At 68.5% G+C, this 23905-nt stretch carries 25 protein-coding genes; 23 read left to right on the forward strand and 2 right to left on the reverse strand.

What is annotated here, in order from left to right:
* The first annotated feature begins 476 nt into the window (after positions 1-476).
* From G4D86_RS36040 to G4D86_RS54330, 19 genes are all read left to right on the forward strand, one after another.
* Positions 477-824: a hypothetical protein gene (locus tag G4D86_RS36040; protein WP_163998662.1), complete on the forward strand. Its 348-nt coding sequence runs from the start codon at positions 477-479 to the stop codon at positions 822-824.
* A complete protein-coding gene (locus G4D86_RS36045) occupies positions 821-1378 on the forward strand; it encodes a sce7726 family protein (RefSeq protein WP_163998663.1) in 558 nt (185 codons plus the stop codon). Before G4D86_RS36040 ends, G4D86_RS36045 begins: the two co-directional genes overlap by 4 nt.
* Positions 1375-1905 (forward strand): hypothetical protein, encoded by a 531-nt coding sequence (locus G4D86_RS36050; RefSeq protein WP_163998664.1) that lies wholly within the window; start codon positions 1375-1377, stop codon positions 1903-1905. Before G4D86_RS36045 ends, G4D86_RS36050 begins: the two co-directional genes overlap by 4 nt.
* A 572-nt stretch (positions 1906-2477) precedes the next feature.
* Entirely contained in the window at positions 2478-3257 is a 780-nt protein-coding gene (locus G4D86_RS36055; RefSeq protein WP_163998665.1) for a hypothetical protein, read from the forward strand.
* Positions 3258-3346: 89 nt separating this feature from the next.
* The gene (locus tag G4D86_RS36060; RefSeq protein WP_163998666.1) at positions 3347-3928 is read left to right on the forward strand and encodes a terminase small subunit; all 582 of its coding nucleotides are present in this window, start codon (positions 3347-3349) and stop codon (positions 3926-3928) included.
* Positions 3929-4008: 80 nt separating this feature from the next.
* The gene (locus G4D86_RS36065) at positions 4009-5502 is read left to right on the forward strand and encodes a phage terminase large subunit family protein (RefSeq protein ID WP_163998667.1); all 1494 of its coding nucleotides are present in this window, start codon (positions 4009-4011) and stop codon (positions 5500-5502) included.
* Complete coding sequence (locus G4D86_RS36070; RefSeq protein WP_163998668.1) at positions 5499-6962, forward strand: DUF4055 domain-containing protein; 1464 nt, start codon at positions 5499-5501, stop codon at positions 6960-6962. The genes G4D86_RS36065 and G4D86_RS36070 overlap by 4 nt, the downstream gene beginning before the upstream one ends.
* Positions 6959-7372 carry a hypothetical protein gene (locus G4D86_RS36075; protein ID WP_163998669.1) on the forward strand — a complete coding sequence of 138 codons (414 nt, stop codon included), beginning with the start codon at positions 6959-6961 and terminating at the stop codon, positions 7370-7372. Before G4D86_RS36070 ends, G4D86_RS36075 begins: the two co-directional genes overlap by 4 nt.
* The gene (locus tag G4D86_RS36080) at positions 7373-8590 is read left to right on the forward strand and encodes a minor capsid protein (protein WP_163998670.1); all 1218 of its coding nucleotides are present in this window, start codon (positions 7373-7375) and stop codon (positions 8588-8590) included.
* 37 nt (positions 8591-8627) lie between these two features.
* Positions 8628-9380, forward strand: a complete 753-nt coding sequence (locus G4D86_RS36085) for a hypothetical protein (protein WP_163998671.1) — start codon at positions 8628-8630, stop codon at positions 9378-9380.
* Positions 9381-9544: 164 nt separating this feature from the next.
* Positions 9545-10462, forward strand: coding sequence for a major capsid protein (locus G4D86_RS36090; protein WP_163998672.1), 918 nt, complete (start codon positions 9545-9547; stop codon positions 10460-10462).
* Between the two features lie 120 nt (positions 10463-10582).
* Complete coding sequence (locus G4D86_RS36095; RefSeq protein ID WP_163998673.1) at positions 10583-11098, forward strand: hypothetical protein; 516 nt, start codon at positions 10583-10585, stop codon at positions 11096-11098.
* Positions 11099-11126: 28 nt separating this feature from the next.
* Entirely contained in the window at positions 11127-11618 is a 492-nt protein-coding gene (locus G4D86_RS36100) for a DnaT-like ssDNA-binding protein (protein ID WP_163998674.1), read from the forward strand.
* Positions 11615-11995: a hypothetical protein gene (locus tag G4D86_RS36105; RefSeq protein ID WP_163998675.1), complete on the forward strand. Its 381-nt coding sequence runs from the start codon at positions 11615-11617 to the stop codon at positions 11993-11995. The genes G4D86_RS36100 and G4D86_RS36105 overlap by 4 nt, the downstream gene beginning before the upstream one ends.
* Entirely contained in the window at positions 11992-12441 is a 450-nt protein-coding gene (locus G4D86_RS36110) for an HK97 gp10 family phage protein (RefSeq protein ID WP_163998676.1), read from the forward strand. The genes G4D86_RS36105 and G4D86_RS36110 overlap by 4 nt, the downstream gene beginning before the upstream one ends.
* Positions 12438-12860 (forward strand): phage tail terminator-like protein, encoded by a 423-nt coding sequence (locus G4D86_RS36115; RefSeq protein WP_163998677.1) that lies wholly within the window; start codon positions 12438-12440, stop codon positions 12858-12860. Before G4D86_RS36110 ends, G4D86_RS36115 begins: the two co-directional genes overlap by 4 nt.
* A 31-nt stretch (positions 12861-12891) precedes the next feature.
* Complete coding sequence (locus tag G4D86_RS36120) at positions 12892-14040, forward strand: phage tail tube protein (protein WP_163998678.1); 1149 nt, start codon at positions 12892-12894, stop codon at positions 14038-14040.
* A gap of 51 nt (positions 14041-14091) precedes the next feature.
* Positions 14092-14532, forward strand: coding sequence for a hypothetical protein (locus G4D86_RS36125; RefSeq protein WP_163998679.1), 441 nt, complete (start codon positions 14092-14094; stop codon positions 14530-14532).
* Positions 14430-14834: a phage tail assembly chaperone gene (locus G4D86_RS54330; protein WP_420821878.1), complete on the forward strand. Its 405-nt coding sequence runs from the start codon at positions 14430-14432 to the stop codon at positions 14832-14834. Before G4D86_RS36125 ends, G4D86_RS54330 begins: the two co-directional genes overlap by 103 nt.
* An 18-nt stretch (positions 14835-14852) precedes the next feature.
* Here the strand turns inward: G4D86_RS54330 and G4D86_RS36135 are convergent, their stop codons facing one another.
* Entirely contained in the window at positions 14853-15263 is a 411-nt protein-coding gene (locus G4D86_RS36135; RefSeq protein WP_163998681.1) for a hypothetical protein, read from the reverse strand.
* A gap of 106 nt (positions 15264-15369) precedes the next feature.
* On the opposite strand from G4D86_RS36135, the gene G4D86_RS36140 reads away from it, so the two are divergent.
* The 4 genes from G4D86_RS36140 to G4D86_RS36155 all read left to right on the forward strand — a co-directional run bounded on the left by G4D86_RS36140 (position 15370) and on the right by G4D86_RS36155 (position 22105).
* Complete coding sequence (locus G4D86_RS36140) at positions 15370-19089, forward strand: phage tail tape measure protein (protein ID WP_163998682.1); 3720 nt, start codon at positions 15370-15372, stop codon at positions 19087-19089.
* 402 nt (positions 19090-19491) lie between these two features.
* Complete coding sequence (locus G4D86_RS36145; protein ID WP_163998683.1) at positions 19492-20646, forward strand: hypothetical protein; 1155 nt, start codon at positions 19492-19494, stop codon at positions 20644-20646.
* 181 nt (positions 20647-20827) lie between these two features.
* Positions 20828-21409: a phage tail protein gene (locus G4D86_RS36150; RefSeq protein ID WP_163998684.1), complete on the forward strand. Its 582-nt coding sequence runs from the start codon at positions 20828-20830 to the stop codon at positions 21407-21409.
* Positions 21410-22105, forward strand: a complete 696-nt coding sequence (locus G4D86_RS36155) for a phage minor tail protein L (RefSeq protein WP_163998685.1) — start codon at positions 21410-21412, stop codon at positions 22103-22105.
* 30 nt (positions 22106-22135) lie between these two features.
* Here the strand turns inward: G4D86_RS36155 and G4D86_RS36160 are convergent, their stop codons facing one another.
* Positions 22136-23833 carry a P-loop NTPase fold protein gene (locus G4D86_RS36160; protein WP_163998686.1) on the reverse strand — a complete coding sequence of 566 codons (1698 nt, stop codon included), beginning with the start codon at positions 23831-23833 and terminating at the stop codon, positions 22136-22138.
* Positions 23834-23905: the final 72 nt, after the last annotated feature.

Genomic DNA, 23905 nt, shown 5'->3' on the forward strand with positions numbered 1-23905 from the left:
AAGGCGATGTTGGTTTCTGTGCTGCGAGCGACCGCAGCCATGCTTGACGTCAAGCGCCGAGTCCTCGCCGCCTCTTCTCCACAAATAGACGAGCCCGGCCGGGAAAGACGGCCGATCCCGCACAGGCCAGGGACACCGGGAAAGCGCCGCTGGGGCCGCCAGTATGGCGCCCCTGCGTCCGCGCGCAGGGATACGGAGCCTCGATGCCCTGCATACGCCCTCAACCTCTATTCTCCAGTGCTCCACCGGCCGAGGTGCGCCTCGTCCTGACGTACCCGGCCAGCGACGGAGCGCGCTGAGCGTCCGTCTGTGAGACCGGGGGCGACATGCCCTCCACATCAACTTGAAGGGCAGTCGGAGTGGCTCCCCGCCGAAGAGTGGAACGTCACCGTGCTTCATGCCATCAGCGCATGCTGCGCTGGCGCGTCGGTGCAGTGGCGCGCTCGGCTCACGCTTGAGCTGCATGGAGGTGCATCGTGACAGCCTGTGCCACCCGGACCTACGGCCAGCCCCGCTTCATCCGCCGCCTGCGCGAATCGGTGGCGGCGGGGCGGTGTGTGTACTGCAAGGGCCCGCTCAGCCCGCGCCAGCGCTTCGTGTGCGGGAAGAAGGAGTGCCGTGCTGCGTACGGAGCGGACTACCGGCGTGAGACTGAGGGCCACGGCGTGGTCGGGTGGCACGAGGACAGCCGCGCGACCGTCGTCGAGGCTGAGCTGGTAGCGGAGCTGCGCGCGAGCACCGCCCGCCTGGCCGTCCAGCTCGACGGCTTCCGGGCCCGCGTCCTCGAGTTCTGCGCACAGGTGTCCTCGGGAGGTGCTCGATGAGCTGCCGACGAGACGCAGACGTCCGCCCTGGGCTGGTGGCCCGCCTGCGCGCTGCTCACCCTGGGTCGCAGGTGCTAGAGGAGATGGGACTCCATCACGGGCATGTGCGCGTGGACGTGGCCGTCATCTCGGCGGACTGCCTGCACGGGTACGAGGTGAAGGCGGACGCGGACACGCTGAAGCGCCTGCCTGTCCAGGTGTGGCGCTACGGTGAGGTGATGGACCGGTGCACGCTGGTCGTGGGCCTGCGGCACCTGGACGCGGCGCTGCCGCTGCTGCCCGCCTGGTGGGGCATCGTCATCGCCAGCCGGGACGGCTTCCATGCAGCCCGGCCCGCTCTCCCCAACCCAGACCCCTGCGCCCACAACACCTGTCGCCTGCTCTGGCGCGAGGAGTCGCTGGCGTTGCTGGACGAGGTTGGCGCCGCGCGGGGAGTTCGCGGCAAGGCGAAGAACACGCTCTACAGGCGGCTGGTGGAAGTGGTGCCCGCCGCCGAACTGCGCGCCCACGTGCGCCGGCTGGTGGTGGCCCGGGGCGACTGGAGGCAGCCATGACGTGCTCCCGCATCACCTTCGAGGTACCGGTGGTGACGAAGAACCCCACCAACCAGCGCGAGCACCCCATGGCCCGGCACCGCCGCGCGCAGGGGCAGCGCGACACCACGGGGCTGCTCTGGCCCGGGTGGATGGGGCCGGCCCTCCTGGTGGTCCGCCTCACCCGCGTCGCGCCCCGTCGGCTGGATCGGGACGACAACCTCCCGTCGGCGCTGAAGTCCGTCCGCGACGAGGTGGCCCGGCAGCTCCGCGTGGACGACGCCTCGCCTCTCGTCCGGTGGGTGTACGCGCAGCTGCAGGGCGAGCCCCGCGTGCTGGTGGAACTGGCCTGGGGGGACGACGAACTCGCCGTGGCCGTCCGAGCCCAGGATGCTCTGGCACCGCCTCCGCCACCCGCCCCGCTGGAGCCCCGTGCCGCGCGTCCGACCCGGCCGCGTGCTGCGAAGAAGGCCCCGCAGACTGGCGGGCTTCCTCGCTCGCTCGCGGACTTGGTGAAGCCTGCCTTCCGGAAGGGCGGTGTGCCATGACCTCCTGTGCGGGTCAGCCACTGTGCTCGGAGGGCTGCGGCCGTCCCGCGGCACCACGGCACAAGCGGTGCTGGGGCCACCTCAAACGCGTGACGCGTAAGCAATCCCTAGAGACGCCCCTCGCCGAGGCGTACTCCTCCCCGTGGGAACGCCTGACGGCTGCTGCCCTGGCGTACGCGGATGCGGATGACGGGGATGATGAGTCCTTCGCGCGGGCAAGGGACAGGCTGCGCAAAGCAGCTGTGGCCTACGGGCGAGCGCTGCTCCTGCGCCCCGAGTTGGCGCCCGCGCCCCGGGCCCGGAAAGACCGCTCAGGAGCGCAGCTCGAGTTCTGGCCAGAGGTGTGCCCATAGGCGACAAGTCAGGCAGAGCATCGACTTGCGAGGGCGAAGAGCGGGCGCTACGGTTATTTCAGCGCGTCCACCCACGCGTAACCCCAGACGGCCATCCCATGCGTGGCCATTGCTTGCGGGGCAAAGGGGAGTCTTCTTCTCGGGCTGGGTATTGCGGTGCCTCCTGCGCTGTGAGCGAGGAGCATGGGTCCGTCGCGCACAGCGTCAAGGACGGCGACCATGACCAAGAAGAAGGACCTCAAGGACCGGATTCGCGCCCACATGGCGAAGACCGGCAAGTTGTATGCCGCTGCAAGAGCGGATGTTCTGGCCGCGGGGCTCCCCTCGCCCGAGAAGAAGGCTCTGGGCCAGCAGTCGGGTCTTTCAGGCGAATTCAAGGCAGAGCCACACGATGAGAGGGTCTGTCGTGGATGCGGGGGCGTTCTCTCCCGCCGAAAGGATGGGGCTCCAGCGAGGCTTCAGGACCTGGTTGGCGACTTCGAAGAGATTGCGGAGTCGCTCATTCACGGGACCGTTAACCACGCATGGCACGGTGATGCTGCTGGATGCGAACCGTGGATGATGCGTGCCGCCACGATTGCATGGCGTGACATCAGCGCCTTCGGATGCCAAGTCGAACGGCGTGGCGCACAGTTTTTCGCATCACGGATTCCGAACAGAGGGGCTCCTGTAACGTGCACCATCTGCGGTCGGACCGGTCCGACGCCCGGTGGCACGGAGCGGGATGGGGAGAACATTGCCGATGACCTCTCTCAGGTCATCACCATGCTCGTGAACGGGGTCGTCAAGTACGCCCGCCAAGGACAGGCCGCGAGCGCGGAGAACATGATGGGACAGGCGCTCCGCCAGCTCCATCATTCCTTCGTTGCGTTGGGTACGTCGTCGCGCCTGAAGCACCACCCGGTTTACCTCTCGGTCGTTGAGGAATGGGAGTGGGAACCCCCATTCAAGCGTCCCTCTGAGCCCGAAGACGACGACGCCAATGAGGCGCTGGATTGAGTCTCTAGGGGCGCCGGTAAAAGTCCAAAGCGACTGGGAGGGGCCAGCCCCTCCGGACGCTGTCCACGCTGCCCGGGAGACTGGGCGCCGTGGCACGCGAGCGCACTAGGAAGCCCAGCCCCAGCTCTGACCGGACGGAACCGGCTGAGCCGGCGCGTGGGCTGACGCCGAAGCAGGCGGCCTTCGTCCGCGAGTACCTGGTCGACTCCAACGGGAAGCAGGCCGCCATCCGCGCGGGCTACACGGAGCTCTCCGCCGAGGTGACGGCCTCGAAGTTGCTAAGGAATCCCAAGGTCCGAGAGTCCGTCGAGGCTGGAAAGGCGGTGGTTGCGGAGCGGGCCGAAGTCGAGGCCGTGGAGGTGCTCCGCGAGCTGAAGCGCATCGGCTTCTCGGACCCGGGCCGGGTGCTCGACGCGGACGGCGCCCTCCTGCCGCTCCACAAGATGCCGGAGGACATCCGCCGGGCCATCGCCTCGGTGGAGGTGGAGGATCTCTTCGCGGGCAAGGGCGAGGAGCGCGTCCAGGTGGGCACCCTCACCAAGGTGAAGTTCTGGGACAAGCCGAAGTCTCTGGAACTGCTCGGCAAGTACCTGAAGCTCTTCACCGACAAGGTGGAGCTGGGCGGCGAGCTGAAGCTCACCCATGAGGACGCGCTAGGGGCCCTGGAATGAGCGCCGCCCGTCAGTCCCGTCCAGGTGGAGTGCGTGCACGCCTGGCCCCGCGCCCTGCGGGTGCCCGTGTCGCGAAAGCCTTGAGCCCGCGCGAGAAGGCCATCCGCCAGCGGCTGAAGGACGACTTCCCGCACTACGCCTCGCGCTGCCTGCGCATCCGCCCGAAGGAGGTGACGGGCGGGGAGCTGCCGCACCTGCAGCTCAACCGCGCCCAGGCCTTCATCCACGAGCGGCTGGAGGCGCAGCTGAAGCGCACCGGGCGGGTGCGCGCCATCGTCCTCAAGGGACGGCAGCAGGGGTGCAGCACGTACGTGGAGGCGCGCTTCTACTGGAAGGTGTCCCACCGCAAGGGCGTGCGTGCCTTCATCCTCACGCACGAGGACCCGGCCACCGCCAACCTCTTCGAGATGGCGAAGCGGTACCACGACAACTGCCCGGAGCTGGTGCGGCCCTCCATTGGCGCGTCCAACGCGAAGGAGCTCGTCTTCGACAGGCTGTCCTCCGGGTACAAGGTGGGCACCGCGGGCAGCAAGGGGACGGGGCGCTCCTCGACGATTCAGTACTTCCACGGCAGCGAGGTGGCCTTCTGGCCCAACGCCTCCACCCACATGCGCGGCGTGCTGGAGGCGGTGCCGAATGCGCCGGGGACGGAAGTCATTCTGGAGTCCACCAGCGACGGGCCCCAGGGCCTCTTCCACCGCCTGTGCAAGGCGGCGCAGGAGGGCGCCAGCGAGTACGAGCTGATTTTCGTCCCCTGGTTCTGGCAGCCCGAGTACCGGCTGCCGGTGTCGGAGGGCTTCCAGCGCACCTCGGAGGAGGACAGGTACGCCACCCTCTGCCGTGAGGCGCACGGCTACGCGCTGGAGGACGAGCAACTGGCCTGGCGCCGCTCGAAGATTGCGGCCTTCGAGAAGGGCGTCCACGACTTCCGGCGCGAGTACCCGGCGACGGTGGAGGAGGCCTTCAAAGCCGCAGCGGTGGGCGCCCTCTGGACGCAGGAGTTGCTGGACAACGCCCGGGTGCCCGAGCTGCCGAAGGACGCGGAAGGGCGCCCGCTGCCCATGGTGCGCGTGGTGGTGGCGGTGGACCCGGCTGGCGGGGACGGCCCTAGCAACGACGAGGTGGGCCTCGTCTGCGCGGGGAAGGCCACCAACGGCCACGCGTACGTGTGGCGCGACGACTCCGGGAAGTACTCCGCGGAGGGGTGGGCCACGAAGGTACTGGCCGTCTACGAGAAGGAGAGCGCGGACGCGGTGGTGGGGGAGAAGAACTTCGGCGGCGACATGGTGGAAACCACCCTGCGAAGCAAGGCGCGCGAGGCGAAGAAGCACGTGCGCGTGAAGGTGGTGACGGCCTCGCGCGGCAAGGCGAAGCGCGCGGAGCCGGTGGCCGCCCTCTACGAGCGCGGGCAGGCGCACCACGTGGGCCGCCTCATTGCCCTGGAGGACGAGCAGACAACGTGGGTACCGGGCGAGTCCACCTGGAGCCCCAACCGCATGGACGCCGCGGTGTGGGCGCTGACGGAGCTGATGCTGGGCGGCCCAGACACCTTCCAGGTGGGGAGCTACCGGTGAGTGCCGACGTCAACACGCCCAGCAGCACCTACCGGGACATGCTTCCCGACTGGGAGTTGGTGCTGGCCCTCCTGGGCGGCACCCGCGCCATGCGCGCGGCCGGCCGCAAGTACCTGCCGCAGTACGCCCGCGAGGAGGACGCGGCCTACCGGGAGCGCCTCAACCGCACCGTCCTCTTCAACTACTTCGCCAAGGTGCTCTCCTTCCTGGCGACGCGGCCCTTCTCAAAGCCGGTGCGCCTGGGCGAGTCCGCGCCGGAGGAGCTGAAGGCGCTGGCGGAAGACGTGGACAGGCTGGGCAGTGACGTCACCTCCTGGGCGCGCGCCGTCTTCAAGGACGGCCTGGCCAAGGGACTCACCCACGTCCTGGTGGATTTCCCCGCGGTGGACCCGGAGGCCGTCCGGACGCTGGAGGACGAGAAGCGCGCGGGCCTGCGCCCGTACTTCGTCCACGTGCCCGCCGAGGCCCTCATTGCCGCCTACGTCGAGGTGGTGGACGGCGAGGAGCGCCTCACCCACGCGCGCATTCGGGAGTCCGAGGTGCGGCGCGAGGGCTTCGAGGAGGTGAAGGTGGAGCGCGTCCGCGTCCTCGAGCCCGACTCCTGGGCCGTGTACGAGCGCTCCGGCACCAGCGAGTGGGCGCAGGTGGGCGGCGGGCCCAACAAGCTGGGCTTCATCCCCCTCGTCACCTGGTACGCGCACCGCGAGGGCTTCCAGCTCGCCAAGCCCCCGCTGCTCGACTTGGCGCACAAGAATGTCGAGCACTGGCAGTCGTCCAGCGACCAGCGCAACGTCCTCACGGTGGCGCGCTTCCCCATGCTGGCCGCCTCGGGCGTGGCCCCTCCGCCGGGGAGCGGGGAGGACGGAGGGCAGGGCGGCGGCCTCAAGGTGGGCCCGCACTCGCTGCTCACCACCGAGTCGCCGCAGGGGAAGTTCTACTACGTGGAGCACTCCGGGGCGGCCATTGAAGCGGGCCGGAAGGACTTGGAGGACTTGAAGGAGGAGATGGCCGCGCTCGGCGTGGAGCTGCTCGTCCGCAAGTCGGGCAGCTCCACCGCTACCGAGAAGTCCATCAACACCGCGCAGAGCCACTCCGAGCTGCAGGCCCTGGCCGAGTCCTTCGGCGACGCCCTGGAGCTGGCCTTCCACTTCGCGGCCCGGTGGCTGGGGCTGGAGGTGGAGGACGGGGCGCTGAAGGTGGAGGTGCACACCGACTTCGGCCTGTCCGAGGGCGACGCGCAGGGGCTGGACGTCCTCTTCAAGGCGCGCGCGGCCCGGGAGATTTCGCGGCAGGCCTTCCTCACCGAGTTGAAGCGCCGCGGCGTCCTCGCGCCGGACTTCAACGCCGAGGTGGACGCGGACCTTCTCCAGGCCGAGGGGCCCGCGCTGGGCACCCTGCGCCCGGCACCTGCCCCGGGCACGTCCGCCGGACAGCAGCCGTCTCCAGGAGGTGCGTCATGACGGGGGCCCTCGTGGTGGCCGTGCTCGCGGCCCTGGTGTGTGCTGCCGGGTGGTGGCGGGCGCACAGGCGCTGGAAGGCGTCGCCGGAGCGCCCGGACAGGCAGGGCACGGTGGTGCCGGAAGACACCGCACCGGCTGCCGGCGAGCTGGCGCTGCCCGAGCAGGTGAGCGCCCTGGAGCCCTGGCAGGTGGTGGAGTTCGAGCACTTCGTCGGTGTCCGCCACGCCAACGGCGCCTGGACGCACGTCATCCTCAAGCCCACGGGCGAGACGCTGGACGTCGAAGCCGCGGGCAAGCGCGTGCAGCTCCACGGCAACGGCATCGAGTTCCTGCCCCCGGCGCCCGGGCCGGCGGCCGTCATCCCCGTCCGCCCGCGTGGGCCGGACGACTCGCCCCCGGGAGGTGCGTAGGTGGCCGGCGCGCCCCTCACCGCCAACGAGGAGCTCCTCGAGCGCACCCTGGCGCATTCCGTCCAGGTGGAGCGCTACAAGGCCGGCGTGGTGCACCGGGTGGTGGAGTTGCTCAACGCCACCGAGGACAGCCTCGCCGAGCAGCTCACCGCCCGGCTGGAGCGGATTCTGGACGCGGGCGGCTTCGACGCCGGGCCCGTCACCACCGCGCGGCTGGAGGACATGCTGCAGGTGGTGGGTGGCCTGCGCGCAGAGGCGTACGCGGCCGCCGCCGGCTACCTGCGCGAGGAGCTGTCCGTCTTCGCCGCGTACGAGGCCCAGTGGCAGACGGCCGTCCTGCGCGAGACGCTCATCGTGGAGCTGTCCGTGGCCGCCCCCACCGCGGAGGTGCTGCACGCGGCCGTCTTCGAGAGGCCCTTCGCCGGCGCCGTCTTCGAGTCGTGGGTGGAGTCCATGCCCGCGGCTGACGTGGAGCGCATCTCCCGCGCCGTCCAGGTGGGCATGGCCGAGGGACAGACGACGCAGCAAATCGTCCGGCGCGTGGTGGGCACGCGGGCCGCCTCCTACGCCGACGGTGTCGCCGAGGTGAGCCGGCGCAGCGCGGAGACGCTGGTGCGCACCGGCCTCAACCACGTGGCCACCCAGGCCCGGGAGGAGGTGTGCCGGGCCAACGCGGACATCATCGAGGCGGTGCGGTGGGTATCGACGCTGGACGGACGCACCACGCCCGTGTGCATGGCGCGGGACGGGAAGACATTCCCGGTGCGCGAGGGCCCGCGCCCGCCCGCGCACCCCGGGTGCCGCTCCTCCACGGTGCCCGTCATCGACGGGGTGAAGCTGGTGGGGGACAGGCCCGCCGTCACCGACGTGCGCACCCGGCGCCAGCGCGAGGTGGACTTCCGGGCGGAGGCGAAGGCCCAGGCGGGCGACGCGTGGGGGCGCATGTCCGAGAAGGAGAGGCGCGCGGCCATTGCCCGGCAGCGGGAGACGTGGGCGCAGCAGCACATCGGCCAGGCGCCCAAGGGGCTGTCCTACGAGGACTGGCTGCGCCGTCAGTCCTCGGGCTTCCAGGACGAGGTGCTGGGGCCCACGCGCGGGCGGCTCTTCCGCGAGGGCGGCCTGCGCCTGGAGAGGTTTACGGACGCCAGCGGGAAGACGCTGACGTTGGAGCAACTGCGCAAGGCGGAGTCCGCCGCCTTCACGCGCGCGGAGTTGTAGGGCTACCGGCCCTCCCGGGCCGAAGGAGACGTGGCACATGGAGTTCGAGTGGCAGCCGGAAGTGGACGCGCTGGACATCGTCCCCGAGAAGTTCCGGGGGCTGTACGCGAAGGGGGAGGGCGAGGGCGCGAAGTACACCCTCGACGCGGACATGGTGAAGCGGCTGGACAACAGCAGCCTCACCACCGCGCTGAAGAAGGAGCGCGACTCCTCGAAGGAGTTGAAGGCGCTGGTGTCCGCCTACCAGAAGCTGGCGAAGACGCCGGAGGAGGCGGAGAAGCTGGTGGGCGACTTGCGCACGCAGGTGGCCGAAGCCCAGAAGGGGAAGGATGGCGCGGCCACGTGGGAGAAGCAGCGCACGGAGCTCGAGTCCGGACATGCGAAGGCGCTGGGGGAAAAGGAGGCCGCGCTGGAGTCCATGCGCACCGCCCTCCACAAGCGACTGGTGCACTCGGAGGCGCTGGCCGCAATCACAGACGCCAAGGGCAGCGCGTCGCTTCTGTTGCCTTACGTCGAGCGTTATGTGAAAGTGGTGGAGGAAGACGGCGACTTCTTGGTCCGTATTGTCGACGCGAAGGGTGAGCCTCGCGAGCACAAGACGGGCGGCTACGTGACGACGCGAGAGTTCGTCGCGGAGCTCAAGAAAAACCCCGACTTCGCTCGGGCCTTCGAGGGCACGGGTTCCTCCGGAAGCGGGATGCGACCGGGGGGCAAAACGGGCGGGACGCCCGGCAGTGACACGCTTTCCCCCTTGCAGCGCATCGCCCGGGGGCTGGCGGACAGGAAGTAGCCGTCCCAGGTTCGCGTGACGCGGCCTGAGGCACACCGGGCGTGACGCCCGGAGGCAGCCACTCTCTCCCAATATCAGACGTGTCTCTCGGGCTTCAGGCAGCCTTTGCCCGTGGCGCGTCCGCACGCCGTCATTTCCCTCTCGCCGAGGAGGAAAGCCTTTCCATGCCTTCCAATCCGCTCATCGAAGCGGCCAAGCTGAGCCAGGACGACCTGGTCTCCGGCATCATCGCCAATATCGTCACCGTCGACAGGTTCTACGGCCTCCTCCCCTTTGAGCCGGTGGAGGGGCCTGCTGCCGTCTACAATCGCGAGAATGTCCTCGGCGACGTGCAGATGCTCGGCGTCGGCGGCACCATCACCGCGAAGGCGCCCACCACCTTCACCCAGGTGACGAGCGCGCTGAAGCGCATCGTCGGCGACGCCGAGGTGGACAACTTCGTCGAGGCGACGCACTCGGACACGACGGACCAGCTCGCCGTCCAGGTGGCCGGCAAGGCCAAGGCGGTGGGCCGCAAGTACGCCAACCTCCTCCTCAACGGGACGGGCGCCAATGAGGAGTTCGAGGGACTGCTGACGCTGGCCAGTGCCGGCCAGACGCTCATCGCCGGGGCCAACGGGGCGACGCTCTCCTTCGAGCTGCTGGACGAGTTGCTCGACAGGGTGACGGCGAAGGACGGGAAGGTGGACTTCCTGATGATGCACGGGCGCACCATCCGCTCGCTGAAGGCGCTCCTGCGGGCGCAGGGTGGCGCCGGCATCGTCGAGACGCTGGAGCTGCCGAGCGGCGAGGAGGTGCTGGAGTACGAGGGCGTGCCCGTCTTCCGCAACGACTGGATGCCGACGAACCAGACGCAGGGCACGTCCACCAACTGCACCAGCATCATCGCCGGGTGCCTGGACGACGGGAGCCAGCGGGTGGGCATTGCCGGGCTGCACGCGAAGAAGGCGATGGGGATTCAGGTGAAGGACATCGGCGAGTCGGAGACGAAGGACGAGTCGATTACGCGCGTGAAGTTCTACTGCGGCCTCGCGGTGTACAGCGACCTCGCCCTCGCGGTGGCCCAGGGCGTGAAGAACTAGCCCGGCCGCAACCACGCCGGGGCGGCAGCCAGGTGCGGGACGAGTCCGCCCTGGCGAGTCCCCCGCGCAGTCCAACCACGCGCCCAGCGGGTGCTGGGCGCCTTCCATGTGGAGCATGACGTGACTTCAACGACTGGAAACCGACGCGCCGTGGACGTGGTGCTGGTGGGCCCCCGAGAGGGGCAGACGTGCACTCTCGCGGGCTTCGACTTCAAGGACGGAGTGGCACAGGTGCCGACGAATGCGGCCTCAGCCATTCACGTCCTCGGTAAGTACCACTCGGCGTACCCGCGGGACTCGCGGGAGTACGAGGAGGCCCAGGCACGCTGGGCGCGCACCCGGGCCGTGGGCGCCTCCGGGATGACGGGTGCCGCCCCCTCTGCGCCGGCCACCAGCGCGGACGGGGCGAAGGCCCAGGCCGTGGAGGAAGAGCGAGCGGCCGCCGAGGCGGAGATGGCACGCCTCCGGGCCGAGCTGCGCGCTGCCCGGGAGGCGCAGCGCACGGCGGAGGCGAAGCTCGCCGAGTCCGCCAAGGCGCAGGAGGGGAAGCCGGCCGGGACGCCGCCCGCGCCCCAGGAGGAGGCGCCGAAGGGGGAGAAGGGCGGTAGGGCCAAGGCCAAGGCGCACGGCGAGTAGCACGCGCACTCCACCGGAGGACACCCTCATGCCTCTCGACGCAACCCCGGGCGGCCCGGCCGCGGACTCGTACTGCACCGTGGCGGAGGCCGACGCCTACCACTCGTCGCGCGGGCACAACACCGCGTGGCGCACCACCGACGTCGCCGCGAAGGAGCAGCACCTGAAGTGGGCGACGCGTCTCCTCGACGCCCACTTCACCTACGTGGGGGCCCGGGCGAGCGCGGAGCAGGCGCTGGCCTGGCCCCGGCGTGGCGTGGTGCTGGACGGCTGCCCCGTCTCCTCCGCCAGCGTGCCCCTGCAGCTGAAGGGCGCGGCGGCCGAGTTCGCCTTCCGCCTCCTCCAGGAGGACTGGACGGCGGGCCTCGGCCCCGTGGTGGACGAGGGCGTCCAGGTGGGGCCGCTGCGGACGTCTCCGGAGAGGCACGTGCCCATTCCGGCCCAGGTGGCGACGCTGGTGCGCCGGCTGGTGCAGGGCGGCACGGCCGGCCTCGGCAGCGTAGAGGTACAGCGCGGATGAGCGCCCAGGCGGACAGACTGGCCCGCAAGGCCCTCGAGCTGCTGAAGCGCTACGGCGAGGAGGCCTCCCTCACGCGCCACGTGGTGGGCACCTACAACCCCGCCGAGTCCGCGCCCTCGGCGAGCACCACCTCGCACTCGGTGCAGGTGCTGGTGCAGGCCGACAGCGGGCAGGACGGGGACGCCCTGGCCAAGGGCGCGGCGGTGCAGGTGGGCCTGCGCAAGCTGCTGGTGGCCGCCAGCGGGCTGGCGGTGGTGCCGGCCCCGGGCGACGAGGTGGGGCCGCTGGAGGGGCGCACCTGGCGGGTGCTGAGGACGGAGCCGCCGGTGCAACTGCAGGGCACGCCCGTCCTCTACGTGCTTCGGGTGGCCTCATGACTCTCAAGCAGACGGACTCCCGCGTGCGGCGCGGGGCCAGCTTCAGCCGGCAGGTGGAGTCCTTCGTCACGGCGGCGGCGGGGAAGGCGGGCCAGGTGGTGCGCAAGGCCGCCCTCGGCGTGCTGGCCAACGTCGTCACCGCGTCCCCGGTGGACACCGGCCGCTTCCGGGGCAACTGGCAGGTGGGCGTGGGCGGCCGTCCCTCCGGCGAGGTGGAGGGCGCGGACAAGGACGGCGCTGCCACGCTGGCCGCGGCGAAAAGCGTGCTGGACGGCGCCGAGGTGGGCGACACCGTGTACCTCACCAACAACCTGCCCTACGCCCGGCGGCTGGAATTCGGCCACAGCCAGCAGGCCCCGCGCGGCATGGTGCGCACCACCCTCGCCAACCTGCGCGAAATCCTCGAGGAGGCGGTGAAGGACGCGAAGGGAGGGGAGGGCACGTGAGCACCGTCCTCCTCGACATTCAGCAGGCGCTGGAGCTGCACGCCCAGGCGGTGCTGGCGCCCGTGGTGGGACAGGCGGTGGCTTACCCCAACGTCCCCTTCACCCCGGCCGAGGGCACGCCCTGGGCGAAGGTGGACCACCTGCCCGCGCGCACCGCGCCGGCCGGCGCCGGGGTGGACTCGCAGACGCGCCGCCCCGGCGTCTTCCAGGTGTCCCTCTACTTCCCCTACGGGCAGGGGACGAAGGCGTGCACGGACGCGGCCCAGGCCGTGTGCGACGGCTTCAAGCGCGGCACCTCGCTGACTCGCGGCGCCACCACCGTCCGCGTGCAGTCCGTCTCCCCGGGGCCCGGCGGGCGCGAGGACACGTGGTGGGCCGTGCCCGTCTCGGTGTGGTGGTTGGTGCACTCACAGGATTGAGCCGCCCGCGTGGCGGACGGAAGGAGAAGTCATGGCTTCAGCTTCAGGGCAGCGCACGGCGGTGCGGTACGTGGCCGAGTCCGCCTTCGGCGTGGCGGCGGGTACCACCTTCAAGGCGCTCCGCTTCACGGACGTGGGCCTCAACCTCGCGAAGGCGACGTACCAGTCCAACGAGATTCGCGCGGACAGGCACCGCGTCGACTTGCGCCACGGCATGCGCAGCGTGGGAGGAGACTTGGGCTTCGAGCTCTCCGTCGCCACCTTCGACGACTTCCTGGAGGCCGCGCTGGGCGGCACCTGGCAGTCCGTCACCTCCGGCGCGCTGTCGCTGGAGGCCGACGCGGACGGGGACACCTACCTTCGGACGGCGGGCAGCTTCCTCACGGACGGCTTCCTGCCGGGCGACGAGGTGGCGGCGAGCGGCTTCACGCAGGCGGGCAACAACGGCCGGGCCCGGGTGGTGGCCGTCACCGCCCTGGCCCTCACCGTGGATAAGGCCCTCACCGACGAGGCCGCCGGTGCCGGCCGCACGGTGGCCCTGGTGGGCAAGCGGCTGAAGTCCGGCACCGTCCTGCGCACCTTCGCCGTGGAGCGCGCTTTCACGGACGTCAACCAGTACCTCCTCTACCGCGGGTGCGCGGTGGACGACTTCAAGCTGTCGGTAAAGCCGGAGGAAATCGTCACCGGCACCTTCACCTTCCTCGGCAAGGACATGGTGCAGGCGGGCGCCTCGCACGCGGCCAGCGTCACCCCGCCCGGCACGCACAGCCCCTTCGACGCCTTCACCGGCAGCCTCATGGAGGGCGGGGCCGTGGTGGCCAACGTCACCAGCCTGGAGCTGGACGTCTCCAACGGCCGCAGCGTGAAGGGCGTCATCGGCCACAACAGCCCCCAGGAGATTCACGAGGGCGGCTTCGAGGTGTCCGGCAGCCTCTCCGCGTACTTCAGCGACGCGACGCTCCTCAACCGCTTCCTCGACGAGGAGGAGTCCAGCCTCGAGCTGCTCCTCCTGGACTCGAATGGCACCGACTTCCACCGGCTGCGCGTGCCCCGCCTGAAGTACACGGGCGGCGACTTGGACAACCCGAAGGAGGGCCCCGTCGTCCAGACGCTGCCCTTCACCGCGCTCCTCGACGCGGCCTCGGGCGCCGCCCTCGTGTACCAGCGCAGCAACCCGTAACCCCTCCCGCGCGGGCAGCCGCGCACCCCTCGCAGCCCCTGAAGGAGCACCATGGACACCCCCGGTTTCGACTTGAGCAGCCTCCAGCAGCGCGACACCGTCACCCTCGACATCCTCCACCCGCTGACGGGCGAGGCCACCGGCACGCGCGTCGAGGTGGCGAGCACCGACTCCACCACCTACCGTGTGGCGGAGCGCGAGCAGCGCAACCGCCGCCTCCAGCAGCTGCAGCTCGGCAACCGACGCGTGGCCCTCACCGCCGAGGAGTCGGAGTCGGACGCGCTGGAGATGCTGGTGCGCTGCACGGTGTCCTGGAGCGGCGTGCGCGAGGGCGGGGTGGCGGTGCCCTTCACGCCGGAGAATGTCCGCCGGGTGTACACGGCCTACCCGTGGCTGCGCCGCCAGGTGGACGAGGCCATGGCGGACCGCGCCCGTTTTTTCGAGAGCTCGCCGACGAGCTCCTCGGCTTCGCACGCCACCACTTCCGCCTGAGCCGGGAGGACGCGTCTGGCGTCTCGCTACGCGCGCACCTGCAGCAGCTCGCGAAGTCGACGGGGCAGGTGCCGCCCGCGCTGGTGGGTGAGCACTCCCTGCCGGAGCCGCTGGCCCACGTCTGGGCGTGGTTCTGCGAGCTGAGCAACGCCCGGACTCCGGGTGCCTTCGCGGTGGCCTCCATCTCCTACCAGGACATGGAGGCGTGGGCCCGGCTCACCGGCCACCGGCCCACCGCGGCGGAGGTGGCGTTGCTGCGGGAGTTGGACGCCGCATTCATTGCGTCCCTGCGAAAAGAGTGACGGGTGGAGGTGGCGACGTCAGGGGGCGGCGGGGACGAGAGCATCCAGCTCAGCTTCGCTGCACTGCTCGCGGCGTCGAAACTCCGTCACCGGCTTGACGACTTCTTCCCCCGTGTCGATGTCGCGCACGGCGATATGCGTGTAGCCATCGTCGATGCGCGTCTGGATCGCGCAGTCGAAGAGGGAGAACTGCATCTTCAGCTCCGCCGCGTGTGCCGCAACATCACCGTGCGGGAGGCGCACGACCCGGACGAAGGTGGTGTTGTACCGGCCGGCCGTCTCCATGCGGAAGTCGGGGCCTGCGGACGTCTTGTTGTTCTCGCGGACCTCCTCCACCCGCATCTTCTCCTTCGCCTTCTCCTCGTCGGAACGCAGGTCACACCCAGCCACGGCGACGAGCAGGAGCGAGGACACACATAGCGCACGCATGGGGCGAAGCCACCACATGCCCGGCGCCTCGTGCCACTACTCATGCTTTCAGTGCTTGGCCGGCTGTCTGCTTTCGCCGCGCCGCATCTCGTGAAGGGACTCGTCCATGTCCGAAGGCGTTGACCTCGCCACGCTGTCCATCCGCATCGACTCGTCTGACGCGAAGGCGGGCGTGGAGTCCCTCACGAAGCTCAGCGGCGCCGCGGAGAAGACGGAGACGGCGACGAAGAAGGTGGAGACGGCCACCGAGCAATACCTGAAGGGGCTGGAGCGGATGGTGCGGGAGGTCGAGGAGACCAACCGAGCCCTGGAGCGTATGCGCACCGTCAGCAAGGACCTGGAGCTGGTGACGGCTGCGGCTGGAGGGCTTCAGGCCGCGCTCGGCGACACGGCGGGGCTCCAGCGCTTCAACACGCAGCTCGGCGCCAGCGACGTCGCCATGGAGCGCTTCCAGAAGTCCCTCATGGACACGGCTGCCGTGGGCCGCTTCATGGGGGATTTGGAGCGGGCGTCCCTGAAGCTGAGGGACATGCACGCGGCGCAGGAGAAGGCGGCCGCCGCCGTCCGGGACGTCCAGCAAGTCACCGAGGCCGCCGAGCCGCCCGTCACGCGCCTCGCGCGCGGCCTCGGCGGGCTGGTGAGCCAATTCGTGGGCGTGGCCGCTGCCGGCGCGGCCCTTCGCAGTGCCACCACCGAGGCCCTCGGCTTCGGGACGGCCATGGCGCAGGTGAGCACGCTGCTGGACGGGGAGCAGCTGAAGATGATGGGCACCCTGGCCGAGCGCGCGAAGGCCCTGGGCGCCGAGTTCGGCCGCATGCCCACGGACCAAGCGAAGGCCCTCTACGACATCATGAGCGCCGGCGCGTCGGACGCCGCGCAGGCCACCGAGATGCTCCGCGTCGCCAACCAGCTCGCCATCGGTGGCGTCACCGACGTGGGCACCGCGGCGGACGGCCTGACGAGCATCATGGCCACGTACGGCAGCAGCCTCCGAAGTGCCACCGAGGCGGCGGATGCCATGTTCGTCTCGGCGGCGGACGGGAAGACGTCCATCGAGGCCATCGCCCGCCACATCGGAAAGGTGGCTCCCATCGCGTCCCAGACGGGCGTCTCGCTGCAGGAGTTGTTGGCGGCCAACGCGGCGCTGACGAAGTCCGGCATCAAGACGGAGACGGCCATGGAGGGCGTGCGCAGCATCCTCGCACAGGTGGCCAAACCCTCGGAGGACGCGGCGAAGCTGGCACGTGCCCTCGGCGTCGACTTCACCACGGCCGGGCTGCGTGCCCGTGGCTTCGCTGGCTTCATGGAGCACGTCCGGGAGCGGACGCATGGCAACACGGAGCAGCTCGCCGTCCTCGTGGGAGGCGTCGAGGCGCTGCTCCCCGCCATGGCCCTCACCGGCACCGCTGCGGCGGACTTCGCCGCGTCGCTGGAGCACATGAAGGACTCCGCGGGCCGCACCGAAGTGGCCTTCAACAAGATGGCCGAGACGCCGCAGTTCAAGTTGGACCAGCTCCGCGCGCGCTTTGCCTCTCTCCAGGTGGACGTGGGGGACGGCTTGCTGTCCGCCATGGGCCCCTCCATGGACGGCCTCCTGCGCCACTTCAACGAGGTGACGACGGCCGCGCGCTACCTCGGCGAGGGGCTCGCGGTGCTGGCCACCGTGCGCGCGGCGGGGTGGGCCCAGGACTGGACGAAGGCCCTGGCAGACAAGGCGGGTGCCGCGCGCCAAGCGCGCGACGCCATGACGAATGCTGCGCTCGCGGATGCGGCGTACTCCCGCCGGGTGACGGAGAGCCGGGCGGCGGCACTGCGCAATGCGCTGGCCATGCTCCAGCAGCGCCAGGCCGCCCTCGAAACGGCAGCCGCGCTGGAGGGCCCCTTCACGGTGGCGCACACGCGCGCGGCCATCGCCTCCAACGCGCTGGCGCAGGCGAAGGTGAAGGAGGCGCTGGCCATCGAGGGGGCGTCCTTCGCGGCGCGGGCGGGCTCCGCCGCGCTCAGCGCGCTGGGAGGCCCCATCGGCATCATCACCACGGCCCTGGGGCTGGCGGCGTCGGCCTACTTCGAGTTCGGCCGGGCGGCGGAAGAGGCCAGCGAGAAGGCGAAGCAGGCCATCCGAGAGAGCGGGGCCGCTGCAGACCGGGCCAGCCAAATCATCACTGACCTCCAGGCCCGGCTGAAGGTGGAGAAGGACCTGACGAAGCAGCAGGAGGCCTACAACCTCGCCCGGCTGGAGTTCATCAACCTGGGCCCGAAGTACGAGAAGGCCCTCAGCGCTGGGACGGGCACCATGGAGGGCCTGCGCGCCGACTTCGAGCGCATGGTGAAGGCCGACCTCGTGGACGCGCGCTTGGAGCAGGAGCGCCTCAAGAAGTACTGGGCCAACATGGAGAAGGCGATTTCCGTTGATGCCAAGGGTGACACGCTCCACCAAACCCGGGAGGAAATTGTTGGCACCAAGAAGTACAAGATGCGCTCCGAGAAGGACCTGAAGCCTATCGAGGAGGAACTCCGGGCTCAGCGCGAGCGGGAGGTGCAGCTTCTCAAGGCGCAGCAGCGACTCGACGACGCGGCGAAGGCGTCCAACACGCTGACGGCGGAGGAGGAGAAGCGCGCGGCCGCCACGACGAAGGTGAATGCCGCCACGTCGCAGTCCGCCCAGTCCCTCCTGGACGACGTGAAGGCGAAGGAGGCGGCGGAGAAGAAGGCCACGGCGTGGCTGGCTCGGCTGGAGGAAGAGGCGCGCGCGCTCGGGAAGACGAAGGGCGAGGCGTTGGAGTTGAGCGACGAGTACGCGGCCCTCACCGCCGAGCAGAAGCGGCAGGCGGACGTGGCCATCGCCAAAATCAAGGCAGCGGAGGAAGCCAAGGCCGCGGAGAAGGCGGCAGCCAAGGCCGAAGAGGAGCGCACGCGCATCCTCCAGGAGTTGAACCGCGAGCTGGGCAACCCCGGGGCGGAGAAGTACGCGCAGGCCCAGCGCATCCTCCGTGAGGAGCTGGACCAGGGGCGCGTGTCCCTCTCGGCCTACCAGGCGCAGATGGCCAAGGCGCGCAGCCTCTGGACGGAGGAGGGGAAGGCGGAGGCCCAGCTGGCGAAGGAACTGGAGCAGCTCGAGCGCCAGCTCAACCCGCTCCTCGAAGCCCAGAAGCGCATGGACATGGTCAACCGCCTTTTCAACGAGGGCAGGCTGGGGGCCGTGGCCTACCGGAAGGAGGTGGAGCGCCTCCAGGAGCAGCTCTCCACCGGCTTCGCGCTGGCGAAGGACTCCATGGTGGCGGCCACCCAGCACATGGAGGACGCCTTCGTCACCTTCGCCACCACCGGCAAGCTGGAGTTCGGCACCATGGTGGACGGCATCCTGAAGGACATCGCCCGGCTCATGGCCCAGCGCGCCTTCGTCGCGCTCCTGGACTCGGCGACGTCAGCGCTGGCGGGTGCGTGGGGTAGTGGAGGCGGTGCGGTGGTGGGCGGCGCGGACCTGTCCGGCATGTTCGGCGCCATGGTGGGCGGTGCGCGTGCAGCCGGCGGGCCGGTGCGGGCCGGCCATGCCCACGTGGTGGGCGAGCTGGGGCCGGAGCTGTTCGTCCCCAGCAGCTCCGGCACCATCGTCCCCAACAAGGCGCTGGGCGGTGGCGACGTCCACATGTCCGTGCAGGTGGTAGTCAACGCGGACGGCTCCTCGTCCGTCGACGTCCAGTCGCAGGGCGGCCGCGAGGACGCACAGCGCATGGGCCGGCACCTGGCGGACACCATCCGCAAGGTGGTGGGCGAGGAGCTGCAGCCCGGCGGCAGCATCTACAACTTTACGTGGAGGCGGCGATAGGGGCTGGCAGCGTGTTGTCACGTCCAAGTCCTGACGACAGAACCGGGCCAAGGCCAACGAGGCGCGCTTGCGCGGTGAGGGCCTCAGGCGCTTCCTGCGGCGCGCTGCGCGCGCCATCATCGAGAATTCGGGAACCGCCACGCTCTCGAAGAGACAGGACTGACGTCTGCTTCATCCGTGCGGCTGGAGCGGGCCAACCCAAGGCCGGGACGGAGCAGGACGCCCTTTACGATGATCTGATGGGCGTGTAGCGGCTCCGCCGGTTGACCCATGCCTGCTCACGGGGCGAGCATTCCAGGGGAAGACGCGTGTACCCGCCCCTGGAGGATGCCAATGCCGCTCCATGTGTCAAACCGGACGCGCCTGTCCCAGTCTCACGTAATCAGTAGAGTGCTGTGGCTCATGGCTGGCTGCCTCTGGGGAACAGAAGCAGCAGCGCAGGCTTCTGGCAGCAACAATCCCACTCCGCTCACTACGCCGTGGTGGATTGCGCTGTTGCTAGGGCCGGTAGTCGTCTCGGCCATCGTCAGCGGCATCATCGGATATTTCACCAGCCGCCATATCGAGCAGGTGCGGGGGAAACTGCAGAGGGAAGTCGAGCAGGTGCGTGGGGTTTTGCAGCAGGAAGTCGAGGCTCGCAAGGCCGACTTGGTGGATCGCAACAGCGACCGCGCTGCCCGCCGAGACTACGAGTATGAAGCGCGTAAGCGGCTCTATGCGGAAATCGAGCCCTTGGTCTTCCAGCTACATGACGCGGTGGAGGAAGCCTACTACCGGGTAATCAGCCTTGCCCGAAGCTCGCGCTCGGGGAACCTTGGCGTCGGCGCGCAGAGTTGGATCAACACCGAAGACTACTACCTCTACTCTACGTGCCACCGGCTAACTCAGCCGGTGGTTATGTACCGCCTCTTGCAGCGGCGCATGACCTTCGTCGACCTCACGCTCGATGCGTCGATTCGTGTCCGGTATTACCTGCTCAAGTATTACGCCTACTCCTTCACGGATGACTTTGTTCTCGCACGTGCCGAGCCGGGTCTGCGGTACGACCCCAATGCCAATGACCCCTCCAGTCGGCGAGAGGAAGAGATCGCCGTCTACAAGCACCAGGGCCTTATGGTGGGAGAGGTCGACAAAATGCTCGATGCGATGCTCGTCAAGGACGACGAAGCGGGGCTACGCCCGATGACTCTGGGTGAGTTCGAGTCGGCTGCAATCCCCAGTGGAAAGCATCGTGCGTCGCTCGAGCCGCTCCTCGATCTCCTCATCGCCTTCTCGTCGGAGACCCAGCCTGTCCTCGCACGCATTCTCCTGGTCCAGGCTTGCTACTGCAGGCTCATCCTTGCCACCTACAGTGGGGCTATCACTGCGGAATCGCTCGGTAAGGGACTCGATGAGTTCCTCGCTGATCCGGAAACGGCTAGGCAGTTCGCTTGGCGCGCCGGTGAGCCCGTCGAGGCAGAACTCGCCGTCGCCGGCCGCTATGTAAGGGAGCGGCTCGGATGGATTTCGAAGCTCCTCGAGCAGACCTCGGGTCCGACCGCATCCGTTCAGCAGTAAGGGCGCGCCCAGCGTGGCCGAGCGTGGGAGGGTAGATAGCCCGCGCGGAGCTGACTGTTCGGCTAATCGGCGTCCACGGTGCGGGAGAGCGACCCCGCACAGAAAGCAATGCCACAACGTAGTGGTGGGGCGTGGGCGACAGAGTCGGACGGCGTCCACGGCTCCGTAGACGATGTCGAACATGGAGCGCTTCCCCTTCACCCCCGACTACGGCGCGCAGCTGGAGAGCCAGCTCCGCGTGCGCAAGGCCCAGTTCGGCGACGGGTACTCGCAGCGCTCGGAGGATGGCGCGCGCGGGCTCCTGCAGCGCTGGTCCGTGCAGTTCACCGCGAGGAAGAAGACGGAGGCGGACGCGCTGGACGCCTTCCTGCGCACGCACCGTGGGGTGGCCGCCTTCGAGTTCGTCGTGCCGGACAGCGCGTGGGCCGTCACCGGCTTCCGCTTCGGCACGGGGGACGGCGCGCGCACGCAGTACCTCCTGCAGCGGCCATTGTCCCCCGACGTCCCCGGGGAGCTGGTGCCCGCGACGGGGTGGGGCGCGGCCCCGCTGGTGTACCGCGACGGCGTCCTGGTGGCGGGGACAGGCTACGCGCTCTCCAGCTCCGGGCTCATCACCTTCACCGCCGCGCCTGGCGCCGGCGCCATCCTCACCTTCACCGCGTCGGGCGCGCAGGTGCTGCGCGTCGTCTGCGAGAGGTGGACGTCCGTGGTGAAGGGCTTCAACGCGTACGACGTGTCCGTCGAGTTTGAGGAGGTGGCGTAGGTGAGCATTGCAGAGGACATCCAGAAGCTGGAGCCGGGTGCGCTCGTGGAGTTGTTTGTCCTCGACGCTAGCGCGCTGCCGGGAGGCGGCATCAACTACTTCCACGCGGGCACCAACGGGCTTGGAGGGCCGGTGGTGTGGCAGGGCGCGGAGTACCAGCCGTGGCCCGTGCAGGCCCGGGGCTTCGACAAGTCCGGCACCGGGCGGCTGCCACGGCCCACCCTCACCCTGGCCAACGTGCTGGGCACCGTGGGCGCCCTCGCGCGGGACTTCAATGACTTGCTCGGCGCGCGCGTCATCCGCAAGCGCACCTTCGTCCGCTACCTCGACGCGGTGAACTTCCCCGGCGGCACCAACCCCTCCGCGAGCCCGGTGGACGCCTTCCCGGACGACGAGTTCGTCGTCGACCAGAAGACGACGGAGAACAAGCACCTCATCGAGTTCACCCTTGCGGCACGGTGCGACCTGGACGGCGTCCGCATCCCCTTGCGCGTCATCACCCAGATGTGCGGCTGGGAGTACCGGGGCGAGGGCTGCGGCTACGCGGGCCCGCCCGTCGCGAAGGTGGACGACACCCCGACGGCCACCCCGGCCGAGGACCGGTGTGGGAAGCGCCTCGCGAGCTGCAAGCTGCGCTTCGGGGCCACCGCAGTGCTTCCCTACGGGGGATTCCCGGGAGTGGGGCTGTTGATGTAACCGCGACTTCTCCGTGTGCGTCGCAGGACGTCATCGCGGCTCCGCATCGGCAGTTGGAGTGAGTGGCTTCCCTGCACGGGCAAACTCACGCACGACAATGCCTGCAAGGCGAGACTTCGGCTCCTTCGCTACAATCCGCTGGCACGCCTCTCTGAATGTTCTCGAAATTGCATGAAGCGAATGCGATGGATCGTCATTCCAGAGATGCCGCGAGAGTACGTCAAAAGCGGCTTGGCGAGCCTCCGAGCTGCATGTGCGAATGAAGCCTTCAATCTCTTCGACGGACGCTCCACCGAGTCGCGTGATGTGCCCGTACTCCATGCCCTTATTCGTTTCGAGAAAGTCAAATGATTGATCGAGAGTCGGGATGGGAAACGCCGCGTGTCTCTCGGTCTCGATGGCGGACAGGATTAGCTCGTGAAATCCATCGATGTTGTGTCGATAGTGGAAGCTGTCCAGGCGTGCGAATGCTGATATTTCTCTCGCGTGACTGGAGATCCATTTGCTTGCAATGGAGGCCCCCATCGCCTTCGATGCGTATTCGTCGGCGAGTTTGATTGCTGCATTGGCAGTCCCGCTGTGGATGATTTCTGCATTTTCAAGAATAGATGACAGTACATTGTTCACAGTCGCGTGCGGATGATTTGCTTCCCATCGAATTCTCTGGTGGGCCAGTCGAAGAAGTTCTTCCATCTCGAAGTTGCGCTGCCTGCTGTCGAGGAGTTCGCGGTAGTTTGCTAGGGCGGTTCGGTCGAGGAAGCCACGCTCAAGGTATGGTACTAGCACTTGGGTCTCAAACTCGTCAGGATGGCCGAGTTTGTACTCGTCCAGCAGTTGCTTGGCCGCCTTCTGGTCGTCGGTTAGTTTCTCGGGATTCTCAAATTTGATCAAGAATGGGTTAAGCGCTTGCTCGAGCGTGAGCGGATTCTTGTGTGTTCCTTGATGAATCGCAACAAACAGCACGATGCTTGGAATGAGATAAGGCCAATGGTGCGGCAGAATGACTCCTGCGTCATCAAGGGCCTTATATGTGCGGCGCATTCGTTGTATTGTTCTGATGTTAGTGATCTTGAGTTTGTTGATGCATGATTTGAACGTCTCGAAGTGCTTCTCGGGCATTTTGCCTAGGCCGATTGAGATGGATTCGTCCGTCGTTATTGCCAGAGAAATCTCCATGCTTATCGTTTTCTCTCTCAGTTCGTTCCATTTGGGGTCTTTCTCCAATCTTTCTTTGTTTGCAATTAAGAGTATTCGTGTTTCGGAGAGTGTCGCGAGGTGGGTGATGAATCCTAGTATTTCCGTTGCGTCAATCTTATCGGCGGCACGCTCGATATCGTCGAACGCGATCACTGATTTTTTAGGGAGCACGTCCCGTAAGGCGGGAAGGAACGACTGAAGATCAGCGAGAGTTGCGGTAATCTTCAGTTCATCTGGGAGTTGGCTGTTGGCGACGGCAACCACTGCCCGGGTAGCTTTTGCTGCGATTTTTGACTTCGTTGATTGCCCAATTAGTAGTGCGCCGAATGTGGCTGACTTTAGCGCATCAATTGAGCTGTGATTCAGGCATGAGATGTAGATCGGAGAAAAGCCTAGTGGCTTCAAGTCGGGCAGGATGTCGTTCCAAAGATGCGTCTTCCCTGTTCCCCAGTCGCCGTGAAGGGCAATTACCGGGGTTTCGGGTAAGCGAAGGGCGTCAAGGAGGGCGGTTCTGGCCTGGGCGAAACTCATGTGGTCCTCTTTCTTGAGATGCTGTCGGAAGGCCATCGAAGGCTTGCAGGAGAGTGTAAATTTACTTCGGCG

The organism is Pyxidicoccus caerfyrddinensis, from assembly GCF_010894405.1.
GTDB classification, from domain to species: Bacteria; Myxococcota; Myxococcia; order Myxococcales; family Myxococcaceae; genus Myxococcus; species Myxococcus caerfyrddinensis.